The organism is Ekhidna sp., assembly GCF_965228795.1.
Lineage (GTDB): Bacteria > Bacteroidota > Bacteroidia > Cytophagales > Cyclobacteriaceae > Ekhidna.
In genome coordinates this window covers 300,213-316,046 of the sequence record NZ_OZ245839.1, presented here as the reverse complement: position 1 = coordinate 316,046, position 15,834 = coordinate 300,213, and the positions used below count along the sequence as shown (strand labels likewise).

Genomic DNA, 15,834 nt, shown 5'->3' with positions numbered 1-15,834 from the left:
GACAAATTCAAACGGTGTTATGAAAAATTATGTGAGAGCAGCTAAACAGACTGGTTATGTCAGCTTGGCTGTAGTTTTTTTTAGTGCATGTAACCTCATTGGAGGTGGTGGCGGAGCGCCATCAGCAGAAAACCCAGGCTATGCCAGTTCAGCCACCGGCCTGGAGTTTAACGAAGAAGGTGGTTTTCAAGTAAATGATTTTCAAGGACAGCCAGACGGACCAAACCTGATTTTTATTGAAGGTGGTAGAACTGTGCTTGGTTCTTTTGAAGAAGATGTCATTTATGCCCACGACAATGTAGAAAGAGCCGTTACAGTTGCGTCTTTTTATATGGACGAGACAGAAGTAGCCAACATTCATTGGTTGGAGTACGAATATTACATCAAACAAGACTCAGACGAATACTATTGGAGAAACAACCTTCCTGATACGACTGTCTGGGCAAAAGATCTTGCTTACAACGATCCTTATGTAAATAGTTATTACAGATATCCTGGTTTTAGATACTTCCCTGTTGTTGGAGTAAACTGGAGACAAGCTGTGAACTATTGCAAATGGAGAACTACAGTTGTAAACCTTAAACTTGCTGAAGAAGCAGGGTATCTTGATCCGGTTGCATCTGGAGAAGATGCATTTGCCGGTGCTGAGGGTGGTGCCGTAGCAGCTCCTGTAGCTGATGTTCCTGGTCTTAGCTCTGGGTTTGTACTTCCAGACTATCGCCTACCGACTGAGGCAGAATGGGAATACGCAGCTCAAGCATTAATTGGAACTCAGTGGTTAGATGAAAATCAAACACACAAAAGACTTTATCCATGGGATGGTCATGCCTTGAGAAATCCTTATGGAAAGAGCATGGGTTATTTCCTTGCAAACTTTAAAAGAGGAAATGGTGATTATGCCGGTATTGCTGGTAAGCTAAATGATGGCGCGATGATCACTACTTACATTTATGACTATCCACCAAATGATTTTGGTCTGTACAATATGGCAGGAAATGTCAATGAGTGGGTACAGGATGTATATCGACCTCTTTCATTTCAGGATATGGATGATTTAAACCCGGCCAGAAGGGATGCAATTGGAGATTCTGAAGAAGGTTATGATGCAAACTTCTCTTTCATTGGAAATGAGTCAGCATATACTGAAGATGAGTGGGTGAAAACTTCTGGTTTGCAGAAATCCTACAATGCGGATAATCCTCCGGTTAGAAGAGTAAGAGTTTATAAAGGTGGTTCATGGGCTGATGTAGCTTATTGGTTATCACCAGGAACAAGAAGATTCCTATTTGAAGATTCAGCAACATCAACGATTGGATTCAGATGTGCGATGATTCGCGCCGGATCTAATTTCTAAGTATAAGATCTCACATATTTTTCAAAGGGCCATCCTATTGCTAGGATGGCCTTTTTGTTTGGTCTAGTTCCCTCGGGCAATTGAAGCAAGATGGACTTGATCAACACTAGCTTCAACCAATCGCTCACATAACATACCGACCGTTGCTCCTGTAGTGATCACATCATCCACTACCAAGATTGATTTTCCTGAACAATCTGTAGTTGCTTTAGAAAAAACATTTTGCATATTCGACCATCTGTTTGCTTTGCTTTTTCTGGTTTGGCTCTGAGTATATACTTCTCTCTCAATCAATGTTGTATTTACAGGAACTTTATAATAGTCAGAAATCTGTTTCGCAATAACCTCACTTTGATTAAATCCTCTTTTGCGAAGTTTTCGAGGGTGCAATGGGACTGGCACGATCTCATCAAAAGTGAAATGGTCCAGAGTAGGTGCCATCCAGCTGCCCAATAGCATACCGATTTCTTTCTGACCTTTGTATTTGAAATTATGCAGCAGTTTTTGGGTAATTCCTCCGACATTAAAGTGCATATAAGCAGCCGCCGATCTTATCTTTGGTTCAAATGCAAACTTTTTAAACAGATCATTGGATTCATTTTGATGATCGTTTGTCAGAGGAAGGTCTATTTTACACGAAGTGCATAAGTACTTTTCCTCCGAAATAAGTGATTGCTTACAGTTGATACAATTGATCGGAAAGATTAATGATATAAAGTCACGAATCATATCTAAAAACAATGTTACATAATGGTTTTTAAAAAAGACCTGGACTTACAAAAAGATTGGGTCAAGCTTTTGTATAAACTAAAGGAACTGACAGGAAAACGTCCTGCGGATCTCAACTCTGTCCTTTTTCTAATTGGACTACAAGAGCTTGGTATGGGAGCAAAATCTTTTTCAAAAGAAGAAAAACAGGACATTATGCACATTGCGATTTGCAAAGTGCTATCTCTGGCTGGCTATTATGAGCTAGAGGGCTTGGACGAAGATGGCTGGCCTCACTGGAAGTTGATTAAAAAGTTGCCCCGATTTGACTTACTTGAGCAGGAAAAATTGTTAAAAATTCAGATTTTAGAATATTTCAAGGAAGAAATTGGCTGGTAACATGCACCTTTGATTCTAATTGTCCGTTTACACTCCAACAATGAGTGGCATAGAAGAAATTAAAGACAAACTTGAGTCCTTCAAACGAAGGTATTATACCCGGCAGCTAATCATTGGCATTCTTAGCTTCCTGATAATTAATGCTGTTGTTTTTCTTGCAATTAATAGCTTGGAAAGCAGGTTCTGGTTAGGTGTAACAGGAAGAACGATACTATTCTTTGGCTTTCTTGCATTTATAATGGTCACGGCTTACTCTTCTATTGTCCAACCAATTCTTAAGCTTGCCCATTTAAAAAAAGGCCTTAATGATGAACAAGCAGCAATAGAGATAGCCAGGCACTTTCCCCAAATTGAAGATAAACTCCTTAATACATTACAGCTGAGCAGGCTGGCTAACAATGAGCTACTAAATGCCGCTATTGATAAAAAGTCAAAAGACTTCAGTAAAATTCAGTTTATTCAGGCAGTAAATTTTAAAGTAGCTAAGAAATACGCCTTTATTCTGCTGCTAGTATGTGCAGGGTTTTTGATGGTTTCATTCATTAATCCATCAATTATTACTGACAGTTCGGAAAGGATTGTGAACTTCAAAAAAGAATACATTCCGAAAGCACCATTCTCGTACGAAATATTAAATGAGGATTTTCAGGCATTTAGAGGAGAAGACCTCACAATTAGAGGAAAAATTAACGGAAATGAAATCCCTGAATCTGTCTCAATACTCATCGAAAATACCAGCAGGGGAATCTCCATTCCAATAATAGACGAGACATTTGAATACACATTTCCAAAAATCCAATCAAACAAAACAATTCAATTTGAAGCGGCGGGGTTTCGCTCTAAAACATTAACCATTCAAGTAAATGATCGGCCTGACTTGGTTTCAATGTTTATTCAAATCACAGAGCCGGCATATACAGGAGGGCAAAGAAAATCCATAGAAAATACCGGAAATCTAACTGTTTTAGAAGGATCCTCAGTTATATGGGACATAAACACAATAGCATCAGATAGTGCAAAACTTGTCTTAAATGATCGTTCAGTAAGAATTCCACAAACCAATGAAAATACTTACTCACTTCAGGAACGCATCACAAAAGGGGGTACTTATCAAATTCAGCTATTTAATGAATTCAGCCGAAACAAGTCTGAGTTAACCTACACGATCGATGTGATAAAAGATCAATATCCTGAAATAATAGCTGAGTATTTCCCTGATTCTGTTGGCTATCAGTTTCTAACGATTGCCGGGTCAATAGCTGATGATTACGGTTTTACATCATTAAACATCAACTACAAGAAAGAAGGACAAAAGCGTTTTTCCAAAATTCCACTTGAAATCAACACGAAAGCTGGAAATCAAAGCTTCTATGCAAACTGGAGCCTTGATACGCTAAATATACAGCCTGGAGAAACATTGGAAGTATTTGTGAGCGTTTTGGATAATGATGCAATCAATGGGGCTAAAGAATCTCGTGCAAACACATTTATTCTTCGGATTCCAACAACTGAAGAAATAGACGCAATTATTTCAGAAAAACAAAGTGGAGTAGAAGATCAGTTGGACAACACCGAAAAAAGGGCTGAAGAAATTGCCCAGCGACTTGAAGAAATAGAGGATCGGCTTAAATCAGAACAAAAATTCGATTGGCAAGAAAAAAAGCTACTCAATGACGTAATTGATGATCGAGAAAAGCTAAGTGAAGAAATTGAAAAGCTAAAGAAGCAGCATGAAGATTTATTGAAGTCAAATGACCGCTTTCAAAAACAAAGCAGTCAACTTCAAGAAAAGAGTCAAAAGATGCAGGAGCTACTGGATCAGCTCATGGACGAAGAAACTAAAGAGCTTTATGAGAAGCTGAAAGAATTGATGCGTGAGAACAGTCCATCAGATCAGATAAGCCAGGAAGTAGAAAAACTGAAGAAAAGTGAGCAAAACCTGGAAAGAGACTTAGAGCGAGCGGTAGAATTATTCAAACGCTTAAAGATGGAAAGTGCACTTGAACAAAATCTTCAAAAGCTGGATACGCTGAGCTCAGAACAAGAAAACGCCTCTGAAAACGCCTCAAACAAAGAGATGCAGGAAAAAATCAACGAAGAGTTTGATAAGTTTCGTGAAAAGATGGATGACGTGCAGGAGATGAATCAGGAACTAAAAAGACCTGAAGCATTGGAGGATTTTGAGTTAGAAGAACGACAAATCGCAAAAGAGTTGAGGGAAATTCTTGAAGAAATGGAGCAAGAAGAGCAACAGCGCAGTGAAGGCAGCAAAAGTGATGAAAACGAAGGCAATCGAGAAGGAGGCGAAAATCAGGAACAAAATGACGGGGCAGAACAACAAGAAGGCAGTCCTCAGGAACAAAACCAGCAAAATAGTCAAAAACAAAAACAACAGAATTCTAATAGCACACAACAAAAGCAAAAAAGCGCAGCTCAGCGAATGAAGAACCTGAGCAAAAAGATGAATAATATGCAGAGTGGCATGCAAATGGAAATGATGCAGGCCAACTTAGATCAACTAAGAGACATTCTGGATAACCTAGTGAAACTATCGTTTCACCAAGAAGAAATAATGCTTGAAATGAGGGAGGTCAATCAATCAGACCCTCGTTTTCTAGAATTATCTCAAAATCAGCTAAAACTAAAAGATGATGCAAAAGTTATTCAAGACAGTCTCTTATCATTAGCATCTAAAGTGGTTCAAATCTCTTCTTTTATTACGCGTGAAGTTGGATCAATTAATGATAATATTGATGAAGCAATTGAATACTTAAAAGACAGAAACCGAGGCAGAGCCCTTTCCAGCCAGCAATTTGCGATGACATCTATTAATAACCTGGCGCTATTACTCGACGATACCATGCAGCAGATGCAAATGGCCATGTCAGAAGCAATGGGCAATTCCAGCCAGCAAAATCAACAATCACAGGGGCTTCCTGATTTACAAGAGTTACAGAATCAACTTGGCGAGAGCATTAATGAACTAAAGGGTTCAGGCAAATCCGGCAGGGAGCTTTCTGAAGAACTTGCTCGTCTTGCAGCAGAACAAGAAATGATCCGGAGGCAGATGGAAATGCTTAAAGAAGCACAAGACGGAAAACCGGGAGGTGGACTAGGAGGTGATGATCTCAAAAGAGCGATTGATATGATGGAACAAAATGAGGTTGATCTTGTTAATAAGCGATTAACACAGCAATTAATCAATCGTCAAAAACAAATAACCACCCGGATGTTAGAGGCAGAAAAAGCACAGCGAGACCAGGAAATGGAAGAAGAAAGAGAAGCGCAAAGACCTTCTGTTATTACAAGAGAAATTCCGCCAGGATTCGAAAAATATCTCGAATTGAAGAAAAAAGAGATAGAACTACTAAAAACTATTCCTGTAGAGTTAAATCCATTTTATAAAAAAGAAGTAAACGACTATTTTAGACGCTTAAGTTCAGAACAACAGAATGATTGACAACATTCAAATACAGATACCATCCCTTCCTGAAAACATTAGGATAGTTGAAAGCTTTATTGACAATGCAAAGGATCAGTACAAGCTTAACGATGACATTTATGGGAACATTATGATTGCCGTTACAGAGTCCGTTAACAATGCCATTGTTCATGGAAACCAATCGGATAGCAAGAAAAATGTGGTCTTACAATTAGCACTTGAGGAGTCTCTCATCAAATTTACTGTTGAGGACGAAGGCCCTGGTTTTGATTACAATGATCTCCCGGATCCTACCTTACCAGAAAACTTAAGCAAACCGGGCGGAAGGGGGATATTTCTAATGAAGAATCTTTGCGACGAAGTATCGTTCAAAAAGGACGGAAGGGTTGCAGAGCTTAGTTTCTATCTTTCCTAATGAACATCCATTACTTTTCAGAGGATATTGATTTTAGTCTTTCAAACTCTTCTGAACAATCTGACTGGATCTCATCCATAATCATTAACCACAACTACGACCTTCAGGAGCTTAATTACATTTTTTGCTCAGACGAATATTTGCTCGCAATTAATAAGGAGCATTTGGATCACGACTATTATACTGATATTATAACGTTCGATAACTCGGATAAAGCAGGAGTCATTGAGTCTGACATTTTTATTAGTGTAGATCGAGTAAAAGAAAATGCCTCCAACCAAAACACCACATTTAAAGAAGAGTTGAACCGCGTGATGATTCATGGTGTTCTTCATCTCCTGGGTTTTGGAGATAAATCGGAAGAAGAGAAAAAGGTCATGAGAGAAAAAGAAGACGCCTGTTTATCTTTGCTAAATAATTAACGTTCCACGTGAAACATGAGGGTGGGATCAGGTAAAAGGTTCCACGTGAAACATCAACAATATGCTACAAGAATACGACATAATAGTAGTGGGAGCAGGACATGCAGGTTGCGAAGCAGCCGCTGCTGCAGCCAACATGGGATCTAAGGTGCTCTTAGTTACCATGAACATGAATACTATTGCTCATATGTCATGCAATCCGGCTATGGGAGGTATTGCAAAAGGACAAATAATCCGAGAAATAGATGCTCTAGGAGGATATTCAGGAATTGTAACTGATAAATCAATGATTCAATTCCGAATGCTAAATCGATCTAAAGGTCCGGCAATGTGGAGTCCAAGAGCCCAATCGGACAGAATGCGCTTTGCTGAAGAGTGGAGGCTTTCCCTTGAAGGGATTGATAATCTAGATTTCTGGCAGGAAATGGTGAATGGATTACTTGTTGAAGATAATAAGGTCGTGGGTGTAACTACAGGAATCGGGCTAGAAATAAAGGCTAAAGCTGTGGTGCTTACCAATGGCACATTTCTAAATGGTCTTATTCATATTGGAGAAAAGCAATTTGGTGGTGGCAGGTCAGGAGAAAGGGCTGCTACAGGTATTACCGAGCAATTAGTAGATCTTGGTTTTGAATCTGGTAGAATGAAAACCGGAACACCCCCAAGGGTTGATGGCAGATCACTTGACTATAGCAAAATGGAAGAGCAAGAAGGGGATGAGCTGCCAGGTAAATTCTCATACCTTGATTCCTCAAGGCCTTTAACCAAACAAAGAAGTTGTCACATTACCTATACCAATCCACAAGTACATGAAATATTACAAACAGGATTTGAAAAGTCTCCCATGTTTAATGGTAGAATTCAGGGCTTAGGACCAAGGTATTGTCCATCCATTGAGGATAAGATTAATCGTTTCGCAGAAAGGGACAGACATCAAATATTCGTTGAACCTGAAGGATGGAATACAGTTGAAATATATGTCAATGGTTTCTCTACCTCTCTCCCTGAGGATGTACAGTTCAAGGCCCTTCGAATGGTTCCGGGATTTGAAAACGTTAAAATGTTTAGGCCGGGTTATGCGATCGAGTATGATTTCTTTCCACCTACTCAACTTTCCAATACACTAGAAACTAACATCATAGAGAACTTATACTTTGCCGGACAGATCAATGGTACCACTGGATATGAAGAGGCAGCCTGTCAAGGATTGATGGCAGGTATAAATGCTCACCTTAAAATAAAGGAACGAGAAGCGTTTATTCTTAAAAGAAATGAGGCATATATCGGTGTTTTAATCGATGATCTGATTAACAAGGGCACTGATGAACCATATCGAATGTTTACATCAAGAGCTGAGTTTAGACTTTTATTAAGACAAGATAACGCTGACTTAAGACTCACAGAGATCAGCCATAAAGTAGGATTGGCTACTGATGAACGACTTGCACAGGTCAATAAGAAAAAACAAGAAACAGAAGAGTTAAAAACGCTTCTTCACAACATTCAATTTAAACCCAATGATGTGGAAGATAAATTAGCTCAATTATCTTCTGCACCAATAAAGGACAAATCATCACTTGCTACCATTCTTAAAAGACCGGAAATATCTATCTATGATTTCAAAATCTTTTCAGACGAATTCGAAAAGGCATTGAATTCATATTCGACAGACATCATAGAACAAGCAGAGATACAAATAAAGTATCAGACCTACATAGAGAGAGAACAGCAGAATTCTGAAAAAATGAATAATCTTGAAAACCTCAAGATTAAAAAAACATTTGACTACAATCAGTTGGCTTCATTATCTGCAGAGGCAAAAGAAAAACTACTAAAAATTAAACCGGAAACACTTGGTCAAGCATCGAGAATAAGTGGCGTTTCCCCATCAGATGTATCAGTTCTAATGGTTTATCTTGGTCGGTAATGTACGAAAAGCTAGAAGAGTGTCCCGTATGTAATCACACACAGTTTAATAACCACATCATTTGTGATGATCATTCTGTGTCCAAGGAAAGCTTTGCATTGGTAAAATGCATGAAATGTCAGCTTGTTTTTACCAACCCTAGACCTAAACCTGAGCATCTACACAAATACTACGAAAGCAATCAATATATTTCCCATACGGATAGAGCCAATAGTCTAATCAACCTGGTCTATAAGATTGTAAGAAAATATACCTTACGAAAAAAACTTCAACTTGTAGCCAAATACGCTAGGGACAATAAGTCACTTCTTGATTACGGGTGTGGTACAGGTGACTTTTTAAGAACATGTAGGGATAACAATTGGCAAGCTTATGGATATGAACCTGATACAAAGGCAAGAGACATAGCCATGCAAAAGAATGATCAGGCAGTCGTTGGCAGTCTATCTGATCTTAAACCTGGAGTACAGATAATTACTTGCTGGCATGTTTTAGAACATGTATCCGATTTGAAGAACACCGTAAAGACACTGAAAAATAAATTGAATGATGGTGGATATCTGATCCTCGCCTTACCAAATCATCAATCTTATGATGCAAATTATTATCAAGAATTTTGGGCAGCATATGATGTTCCCCGACACCTTTATCACTTTGATCAACACGCGATAAAATCATTTGCATCAAAACATAAACTTAAATTGATCGATACGGTACCGATGAAGTTTGATTCATACTATGTATCAATACTAAGTGAGAAATATAAGAATAAGAAAGGGATTCTCAATGCGTTCAAGATCGGTTATCTATCCAATCAAAAGGCAAAGAAAACGAACCAATATTCAAGCTTGATCTACATCCTTCGTAAATGAAGAAATTACTATACTGCATATTCCTAATAATTATAATTGATATCTCATTTCAGAGATGCGCAAATCCAGGTAGGCCAACAGGTGGACCAAAAGATACCATCCCTCCGACACTAATACATTCATATCCATTAAATGGTACAACCAATTTTAAAGCACAGGAATTTGTCCTTGAATTTTCTGAATACATAAGTGCAGATCAACTGAGACAACAACTGATCATCACACCGAAAACAGATGTCACCTACAAATCCATTGCAAAGAGAAATAGGCTTTTAATAAAGCTAGAGGAACCACTTCAGGACTCCACTACATACAATTTCAACTTTGCTGATGGAGTTACTGATATTACTGAAAAGAATCCAGTGGTTAACCTTTCACTTGCTTTTAGTACAGGACCCTTTATAGATAGTCTTTCAGTTCAAGGTTCTGTGGAAGAATTATTGACTAAAAAACCAGGTGACGGTTTTCTCGTGGGCTTATATCCACTAACAGATACACTCAATTTTTTCACTCAAAATCCAATGTACTTTACTACTGCAGATACTGATGGTAAGTACCAAATTAATTATATTAAATCAGGTAAGTACAAAATAATATCCTTTGATGATGACAATGGTAATTATTTGCTAGATCCTGAATCTGAACAACATGGATTTCTTGAACAATCAATACATCTGGACAGCTCATTATTATTGGATCCAATTAGATGTATTCTTCAAAATGTTAAACCAATCGCATTAATTAATGCAAGGCCTACAGGTCCATACGTTGAAATTAAATTCAATAAACAGCCTGATAACTATTCCATTCAACCCGAGTTTCTGAACCACACAATTATCGGAGATAAAAAGGACATAATTAGATTATATAAGCCTGAGCAGTTAGCATATAGAGATAGCACTCAATCGATTGTCAATGTCAGTGATAGTTTAGGAAACCTGAGTACAGACACTATTAAATATGTCTTCCTTGAATCAAATCGAAAATTACCTGACTTTAATGTTTCAGCTCCAACTACATCTGTTGTGTTCAAAGACTCATTTAGGATCTCACTGAATTTTAATAAACCAATACATAAATTTGATTCAACAAAGTTTTCACTTCAGGCAGATTCTACATTCAATCAAGAATTAAAACCAAAGAGCTACTTAAATTATAACCAAACACAGCTATCCTTAGATTTTATCATTGATTCTGACTCATTGCTTAATGTTTATAACAGTAGCTTACCTAAGGATACTACTCAGTCAGATACAATAACTAAGTCAGACAAACCAAAATTAACTGGTCAACAGGCTACTATTCCATTCAAACTGATTATGGAAAAAAACGCTATTATTTCCATAGAATCTGACACATCAAAATCAAAAGAGTTTTCTTTTAAGCAGCCCAAACAACCCTCAACAGCGGTATTGAAAATTACAGTAACAACAGATTATCCCAGATTCACTGTACAATTACTCAATGATAATGGTACAGTAAAATATTCAATTAGTGATCAGAAGGTAATTGAATTTAAAAATATAACTGCAGATACCTATACAATAAGAGTCTTAATTGATGAAGATCAGGATGGCAGGTATTCCTACGGTAATCTCTTAAATGACACTGAACCTGAACCAATCTATCTACATCCGGAACCTACGTCAGTTAGAGAAAACTGGGTAGTAGAAATGGGGATATCTTTTTAATACCTGTGTATAACATCATAAAAGAAGTGGATAACATAAGCAGTTTATCTACTTTCATTCAAATCGATTTATAGTCATATCCATAACTTCCATAAAGTCTCATCTATCTACATGTTATCAGAGCGTATAAACAAATTAATTTCACACAATCAATAAACCTTCATTATCCACAATAAAACATAAAGCATTATCTTTCAACCGATTAGATGTTAATTACTTGTCAATCCAAAAAGTTTAATCATAGTGCTTATAAACAATCTGAATTTGCAAGAATAAATTCAAATTCTTATCCACGTATCCACAGCCCTAATAATAAGAATAGTATTTAATTAAACTTTATATATATAATATAGGTATGTATATATGTGAACTTCTCTTAGCATGATCCGAAAGATTTTACTCTACATTCTTTTTCCACTTCAAATAATAACAGCTCAGAATCACGACCAGATTCAAATTGCCAATGAGTATTATCAACAAGGAGATTTGGAGAAGGCAAAAACGGTTTATAATGACCTGGCAGAAAATCCATACAACCTTCAATTAATTGCCGGAAACTATCTTACTCTATTAAAATCAACCGGGGAATTTGATGAGGCAGAAAAGTTTTTAAAAAGAGCAATTAAAACTTATCCTTCCAATCTACAATTTCAAGCAAATCTGGCGGCAGTTTATAATGAATCTGGAAATACTGAAAAGCTGGATAGTTACATTAAGGAATTAAGAAAAGAATCAAAAGCAAACCCTTTCCAACTAGGCATACTGGCGCAATACTTAGCCAGCGAACAATTGTATTATGAAGCAATAAAGTTTTTTAATGATTCAAGAGATTTAAGAAACAACCCTTCTGTTCATGCATTGGAACTTGCAACCATTTACAGAATGGTCAATGACAAACCATCGATGATTGAAGAGTATTTGAATTATGCTTCGGATAGTCCCAATCGATTGAGCTACATCAAGAATCTGTTACAAAATTTTATCCAGCAAGAGGAAGACCTGGATGAATTGGAATCAACACTCATCAGAAAAATGCAGGAGCATCCGCAAGACACCAAGTTTGCAGAACTCTTGCTCTGGGTGGAATTGCAACGAAAAAATTTTTACGGTGCTTTCGTTCAGGCCAGAGCCATCGATAAGCGAAATCAACGACCGGGTGATCGGTCCATGGATATTGGAAGAATAGCTCTTGAAAATAAAGCCTATGAAGATGCCGAGGAAATTTTCGAATATATAGCGAAGCAATATCCTAATTCAAGAAATTACCAGTATGCCAGAAAACTTTGGATGGAAAGCAAAGAGGAGAAGTTAAAAAATACTTTTCCAATCAATCGGGAAGAGATTCGACAACTCGCAGGTCAGTACCAAATGTTATACGATGAACTGTACCCATCCCAAACATCTTTTGATGCCTTGCGAAGTAAAGCGTTACTTCACGCATTCTATTTGAATGAAATTGATTTTGCAGCACAGCTACTGAATCAACTTGTTCAGAATCCACGCGCAGGGATGCAGCTGATCTCAAAAAGTAAGTTGGATTTAGGCGATATCTACCTATTGAAGGGAGAGCCCTGGGAAGCAACACTACTCTATTCTCAAGTAGAAAAAGCATACAAAAGTCATCCGCTCGGTTATGATGCAAAATTGCGAAATGCTCGACTGCATTACTTTACCGGAAATTTTGCACTGGCAAAAGGGCATTTGGATATTTTGAAAAAAAATACCACTCGCGAAATATCAAATGATGCCATCTCTCTCGGAATGTTGATTACAGATAATACTGCGCTTGACACAACGGATGCTGTCATGCAAGAATTCGCAAATATTGAATTGCTCATTTTCCAAAATAAAAAAGAGGAAGCAAATGATCGCCTTACCCAGATGCTGGAAGAATACAAACATCACTCGATTACGGATGAAATCTATTGGTTAAAATCTAAACTGGAATTGGAATCAGGGAATTCAGCATCTGCGATCAATTATCTCGATCAGATTTTGGCAGCATATTCCTATGATATCCTGGCCGATGATGCAGCATTTAAAAAAGCGGAGATTTACGACCTTCACATCAAAGATGTTGAACAAGCCAAGTCACTATATCAACAGTTTATGATAGATTATCCGGGCAGCATGTATGCGGCGGAAGCCAGGAAAAGATTCCGAAGATTAAGAGGAGACTTTATCAACTAGCGGTAGGACAGCCGTCTGTTTTATTTTTTTAAGCACCATCATACTTTGAACCAATCGGATGTTATTCAGCTTGGCCAATTTCCGATTGACAAATTCAGCATATTCGTCCATATCCCTTACGAGTACTTTGACTAAAAAATCGAATGTCCCAGCCAGGTGATAGCATTCCATTACTTCACTAAACTTTGCAATTTCCAATTCAAACTCTCGCAAGTATTCAGACTTATGCGATTCAAGTGTTACGGATGAAAACACTTCAAATCCAAAACCAGCCTTCTTTGGATTTACTGAGGCATGATATCCGGTAATTACTTCATTGCGTTCCAACCTACGTAAGCGTTCATAGATTGGAGTAATACTTAATCCCAGCTCAGCACTTAATTCTTTCATGGTAAGCTTTCCGTTATTTTGAAGCAGTGAAACCAGCTTTTTATCTAAATCATCCATATTCTTTTCTACTACTCTCCACGTTTTTACATAAGTATAGAAAATATGATTAATAAATAGACTATTTATAGATGATTTTTCTATTACGGTTTTAATTCGTGGATAAATCACTCACCTTAGTTAAAAAATGTGATTGCTATGAAAAAGATGAGTCCTGAAAGTTTGATGATGTCGTATGGTTTCAAACCAGAACTGTCAGAAGGAGCCATCAAACCACCGATTTTTCAAACCTCTACATTTGTCTTTCGAAGTGCCGAGCACGGCAAAGCATTTTTCGAACAGGCCTACGGCCTAAGAGAAAAAGATGAGGGTGAGGAGTTGGGACTGATTTATAGTCGACTGAACAATCCGGATCTTGAAATTTTAGAAAATCGACTAACGCTGTGGGATCAATCGGAAGATGCTGCTGTTTTCGAAAGTGGTATGGGTGCAATCACTACCACTCTTCTTCGGTTTTTGGAACCGGGCGATTTACTTGTACATAGCAACCCAATTTATGGTGGCACAGATCATTTTGTAAAACACGTGCTTCCAAAGTTTGGCATTCACATCCTTGGGTTTGACCCATTGGATAGCCAGGAAGAAATTGAAAAACTGATACAGGATTCAGGCCATGCGGATAAATTGAAAATGGTGTATGTAGAAACACCTGCGAATCCTACTAATCAATTGGTGGATCTGGAAATGTGTCGCATGATTGCGGATAAATTTCAAAGTGGTGAAGACCGACCGGTGGTAGCGGTGGACAACACGTACATGGGTCCACTTTGGCAACACCCATTAAAGCATGGCGCTGACCTGGTGCTTTACTCTGCGACGAAATACATCGGTGGGCATAGTGATGTGATAGCAGGAGCTTGCCTGGGAAGCAAAGAACACATTGCGATGATCAAAGAAATGCGTACATTTCTTGGAAACATGGCCGGACCTTGGACAGGCTGGTTACTTCTTCGAAGTTTGGAAACCCTGAAAGTCCGAATGGAGCAACAAGCCAGAAATGCAGCACGAGTTTATGAGGAAATCAAGGATCATCCAAAAGTGAAAACGATTCATTACCTCGGTGCGCTTAAGCCGGGAACTCGTCAACATGAGATCTTCGAAAAACAATACGCTTCCGCTGGAGCCATGCTTTCGATTATTCTTGAAGGAGGGGAAAAAGAAAGCTTCAAATTTTTGAACAACCTTAAATTGATCAAGCTGGCAGTGAGTTTAGGCAGTACGGAATCATTAGCTCAGCACCCTGCTACCATGACGCACGCAGGAGTAGATCCGGAGGATCGAAAGAAATACGGCATTTCGGATAACCTGGTACGACTGTCAGTCGGTCTTGAAAATGCTGACGATCTGATCTGGGATATCAAGCAGGCGTTGGAGGTTTAAACCAATATCAATCGTGGGGGTGTCGGCTCCATCAATGATGGATCAGGAGAAAAATGCTTATTCATAAATCCGTTCATTTCGTCGATGGTTTTATCTGAAAGTAATGGAAGTAGTTCTTCCATCACTTCACCTGAAATCATATAAGGAGGATTGTCCATATTGAGTTTTCCTCCTTTACAGTGCGCATATATCTGATATTCTCTGCAATCATCAATCCCTGTTTTTTTGATCATGCATTTTCTTAGGTTCTCTTCCGGGCCATTCTCTCGCAAATCCAATTGCGTCTGGACATTCATATTTTCCTGAAAATACTGCATCATCTTTTCCCATGATTCCTTTGAGATTTCTTTACGCATTCGTTCAGCACAGTTCATACAGATTGCGTAATCAAATACTACATCCTTCGCTTCATACCCTTCATAATTCTTTACTGCCTTTTCGATGATGTACTCGGTTTCATCATTCAATAGATATTTCTCACATTCGATACACCGCTCGAAAGGAGCCTTTGTTTCAAACGAATAAAAATCTTCCGGAATATTGTGTTCACTCATAATTCAAATCTAAAAGTAAAAGCACGAGCCACG

The 15,834-nt window shown here is 38.1% G+C and carries 13 protein-coding genes; 10 read left to right on the top strand and 3 right to left on the bottom strand.

The genetic code is table 11. The features are described 5' to 3' along the window. Positions 1-19: 19 nt before the first annotated feature. Entirely contained in the window at positions 20-1,354 is a 1,335-nt protein-coding gene (gene gldJ, locus ACQK2H_RS01350) for a gliding motility lipoprotein GldJ (protein ID WP_425389678.1), read from the top strand. Between the two features lie 63 nt (positions 1,355-1,417). Here gldJ and ACQK2H_RS01345 read toward each other — a convergent pair whose 3' ends face one another. Continuing rightward, complete coding sequence (locus ACQK2H_RS01345) at positions 1,418-2,083, bottom strand: ComF family protein (protein WP_425389677.1); 666 nt, start codon at positions 2,081-2,083, stop codon at positions 1,418-1,420. 21 nt (positions 2,084-2,104) lie between these two features. Here ACQK2H_RS01345 and ACQK2H_RS01340 point away from each other — a divergent pair, with 21 nt between their 5' ends. From ACQK2H_RS01340 to ACQK2H_RS01305, 8 genes are all read left to right on the top strand, one after another. After that, positions 2,105-2,461, top strand: coding sequence for a hypothetical protein (locus ACQK2H_RS01340; RefSeq protein ID WP_425389676.1), 357 nt, complete (start codon positions 2,105-2,107; stop codon positions 2,459-2,461). Between the two features lie 40 nt (positions 2,462-2,501). Then, positions 2,502-5,921, top strand: coding sequence for a DUF4175 family protein (locus ACQK2H_RS01335; RefSeq protein ID WP_425389675.1), 3,420 nt, complete (start codon positions 2,502-2,504; stop codon positions 5,919-5,921). Further along, a complete protein-coding gene (locus ACQK2H_RS01330; protein WP_425393116.1) occupies positions 5,917-6,318 on the top strand; it encodes an ATP-binding protein in 402 nt (133 codons plus the stop codon). Before ACQK2H_RS01335 ends, ACQK2H_RS01330 begins: the two co-directional genes overlap by 5 nt. Then, positions 6,318-6,740, top strand: coding sequence for an rRNA maturation RNase YbeY (ybeY, locus tag ACQK2H_RS01325; RefSeq protein WP_425389674.1), 423 nt, complete (start codon positions 6,318-6,320; stop codon positions 6,738-6,740). Before ACQK2H_RS01330 ends, ybeY begins: the two co-directional genes overlap by 1 nt. 61 nt (positions 6,741-6,801) lie before the next feature. Beyond that, on the top strand, positions 6,802-8,667 hold the full coding sequence (gene mnmG / locus ACQK2H_RS01320; RefSeq protein ID WP_425389673.1) for a tRNA uridine-5-carboxymethylaminomethyl(34) synthesis enzyme MnmG: 1,866 nt from the start codon (positions 6,802-6,804) through the stop codon (positions 8,665-8,667). Then, positions 8,667-9,539 carry a class I SAM-dependent methyltransferase gene (locus tag ACQK2H_RS01315; RefSeq protein WP_425389672.1) on the top strand — a complete coding sequence of 291 codons (873 nt, stop codon included), beginning with the start codon at positions 8,667-8,669 and terminating at the stop codon, positions 9,537-9,539. Before mnmG ends, ACQK2H_RS01315 begins: the two co-directional genes overlap by 1 nt. Then, positions 9,536-11,230: an Ig-like domain-containing protein gene (locus ACQK2H_RS01310; RefSeq protein ID WP_425389671.1), complete on the top strand. Its 1,695-nt coding sequence runs from the start codon at positions 9,536-9,538 to the stop codon at positions 11,228-11,230. The genes ACQK2H_RS01315 and ACQK2H_RS01310 overlap by 4 nt, the downstream gene beginning before the upstream one ends. 381 nt (positions 11,231-11,611) lie before the next feature. After that, entirely contained in the window at positions 11,612-13,420 is a 1,809-nt protein-coding gene (locus ACQK2H_RS01305) for a tetratricopeptide repeat protein (protein ID WP_425389670.1), read from the top strand. Here ACQK2H_RS01305 and ACQK2H_RS01300 read toward each other — a convergent pair. After that, entirely contained in the window at positions 13,397-13,978 is a 582-nt protein-coding gene (locus ACQK2H_RS01300) for an Lrp/AsnC family transcriptional regulator (RefSeq protein WP_425389669.1), read from the bottom strand. The genes ACQK2H_RS01305 and ACQK2H_RS01300 overlap by 24 nt on opposite strands. Positions 13,979-13,999: 21 nt before the next feature. On the opposite strand from ACQK2H_RS01300, the gene ACQK2H_RS01295 reads away from it, so the two are divergent. After that, the gene (locus tag ACQK2H_RS01295; RefSeq protein ID WP_425393115.1) at positions 14,000-15,247 is read left to right on the top strand and encodes a cystathionine gamma-synthase family protein; all 1,248 of its coding nucleotides are present in this window, start codon (positions 14,000-14,002) and stop codon (positions 15,245-15,247) included. Here the strand turns inward: ACQK2H_RS01295 and ACQK2H_RS01290 are convergent. Next, the gene (locus ACQK2H_RS01290) at positions 15,244-15,801 is read right to left on the bottom strand and encodes a hypothetical protein (protein ID WP_425389668.1); all 558 of its coding nucleotides are present in this window, start codon (positions 15,799-15,801) and stop codon (positions 15,244-15,246) included. The genes ACQK2H_RS01295 and ACQK2H_RS01290 overlap by 4 nt on opposite strands. Between the last annotated feature and the right edge of the window lie 33 nt (positions 15,802-15,834).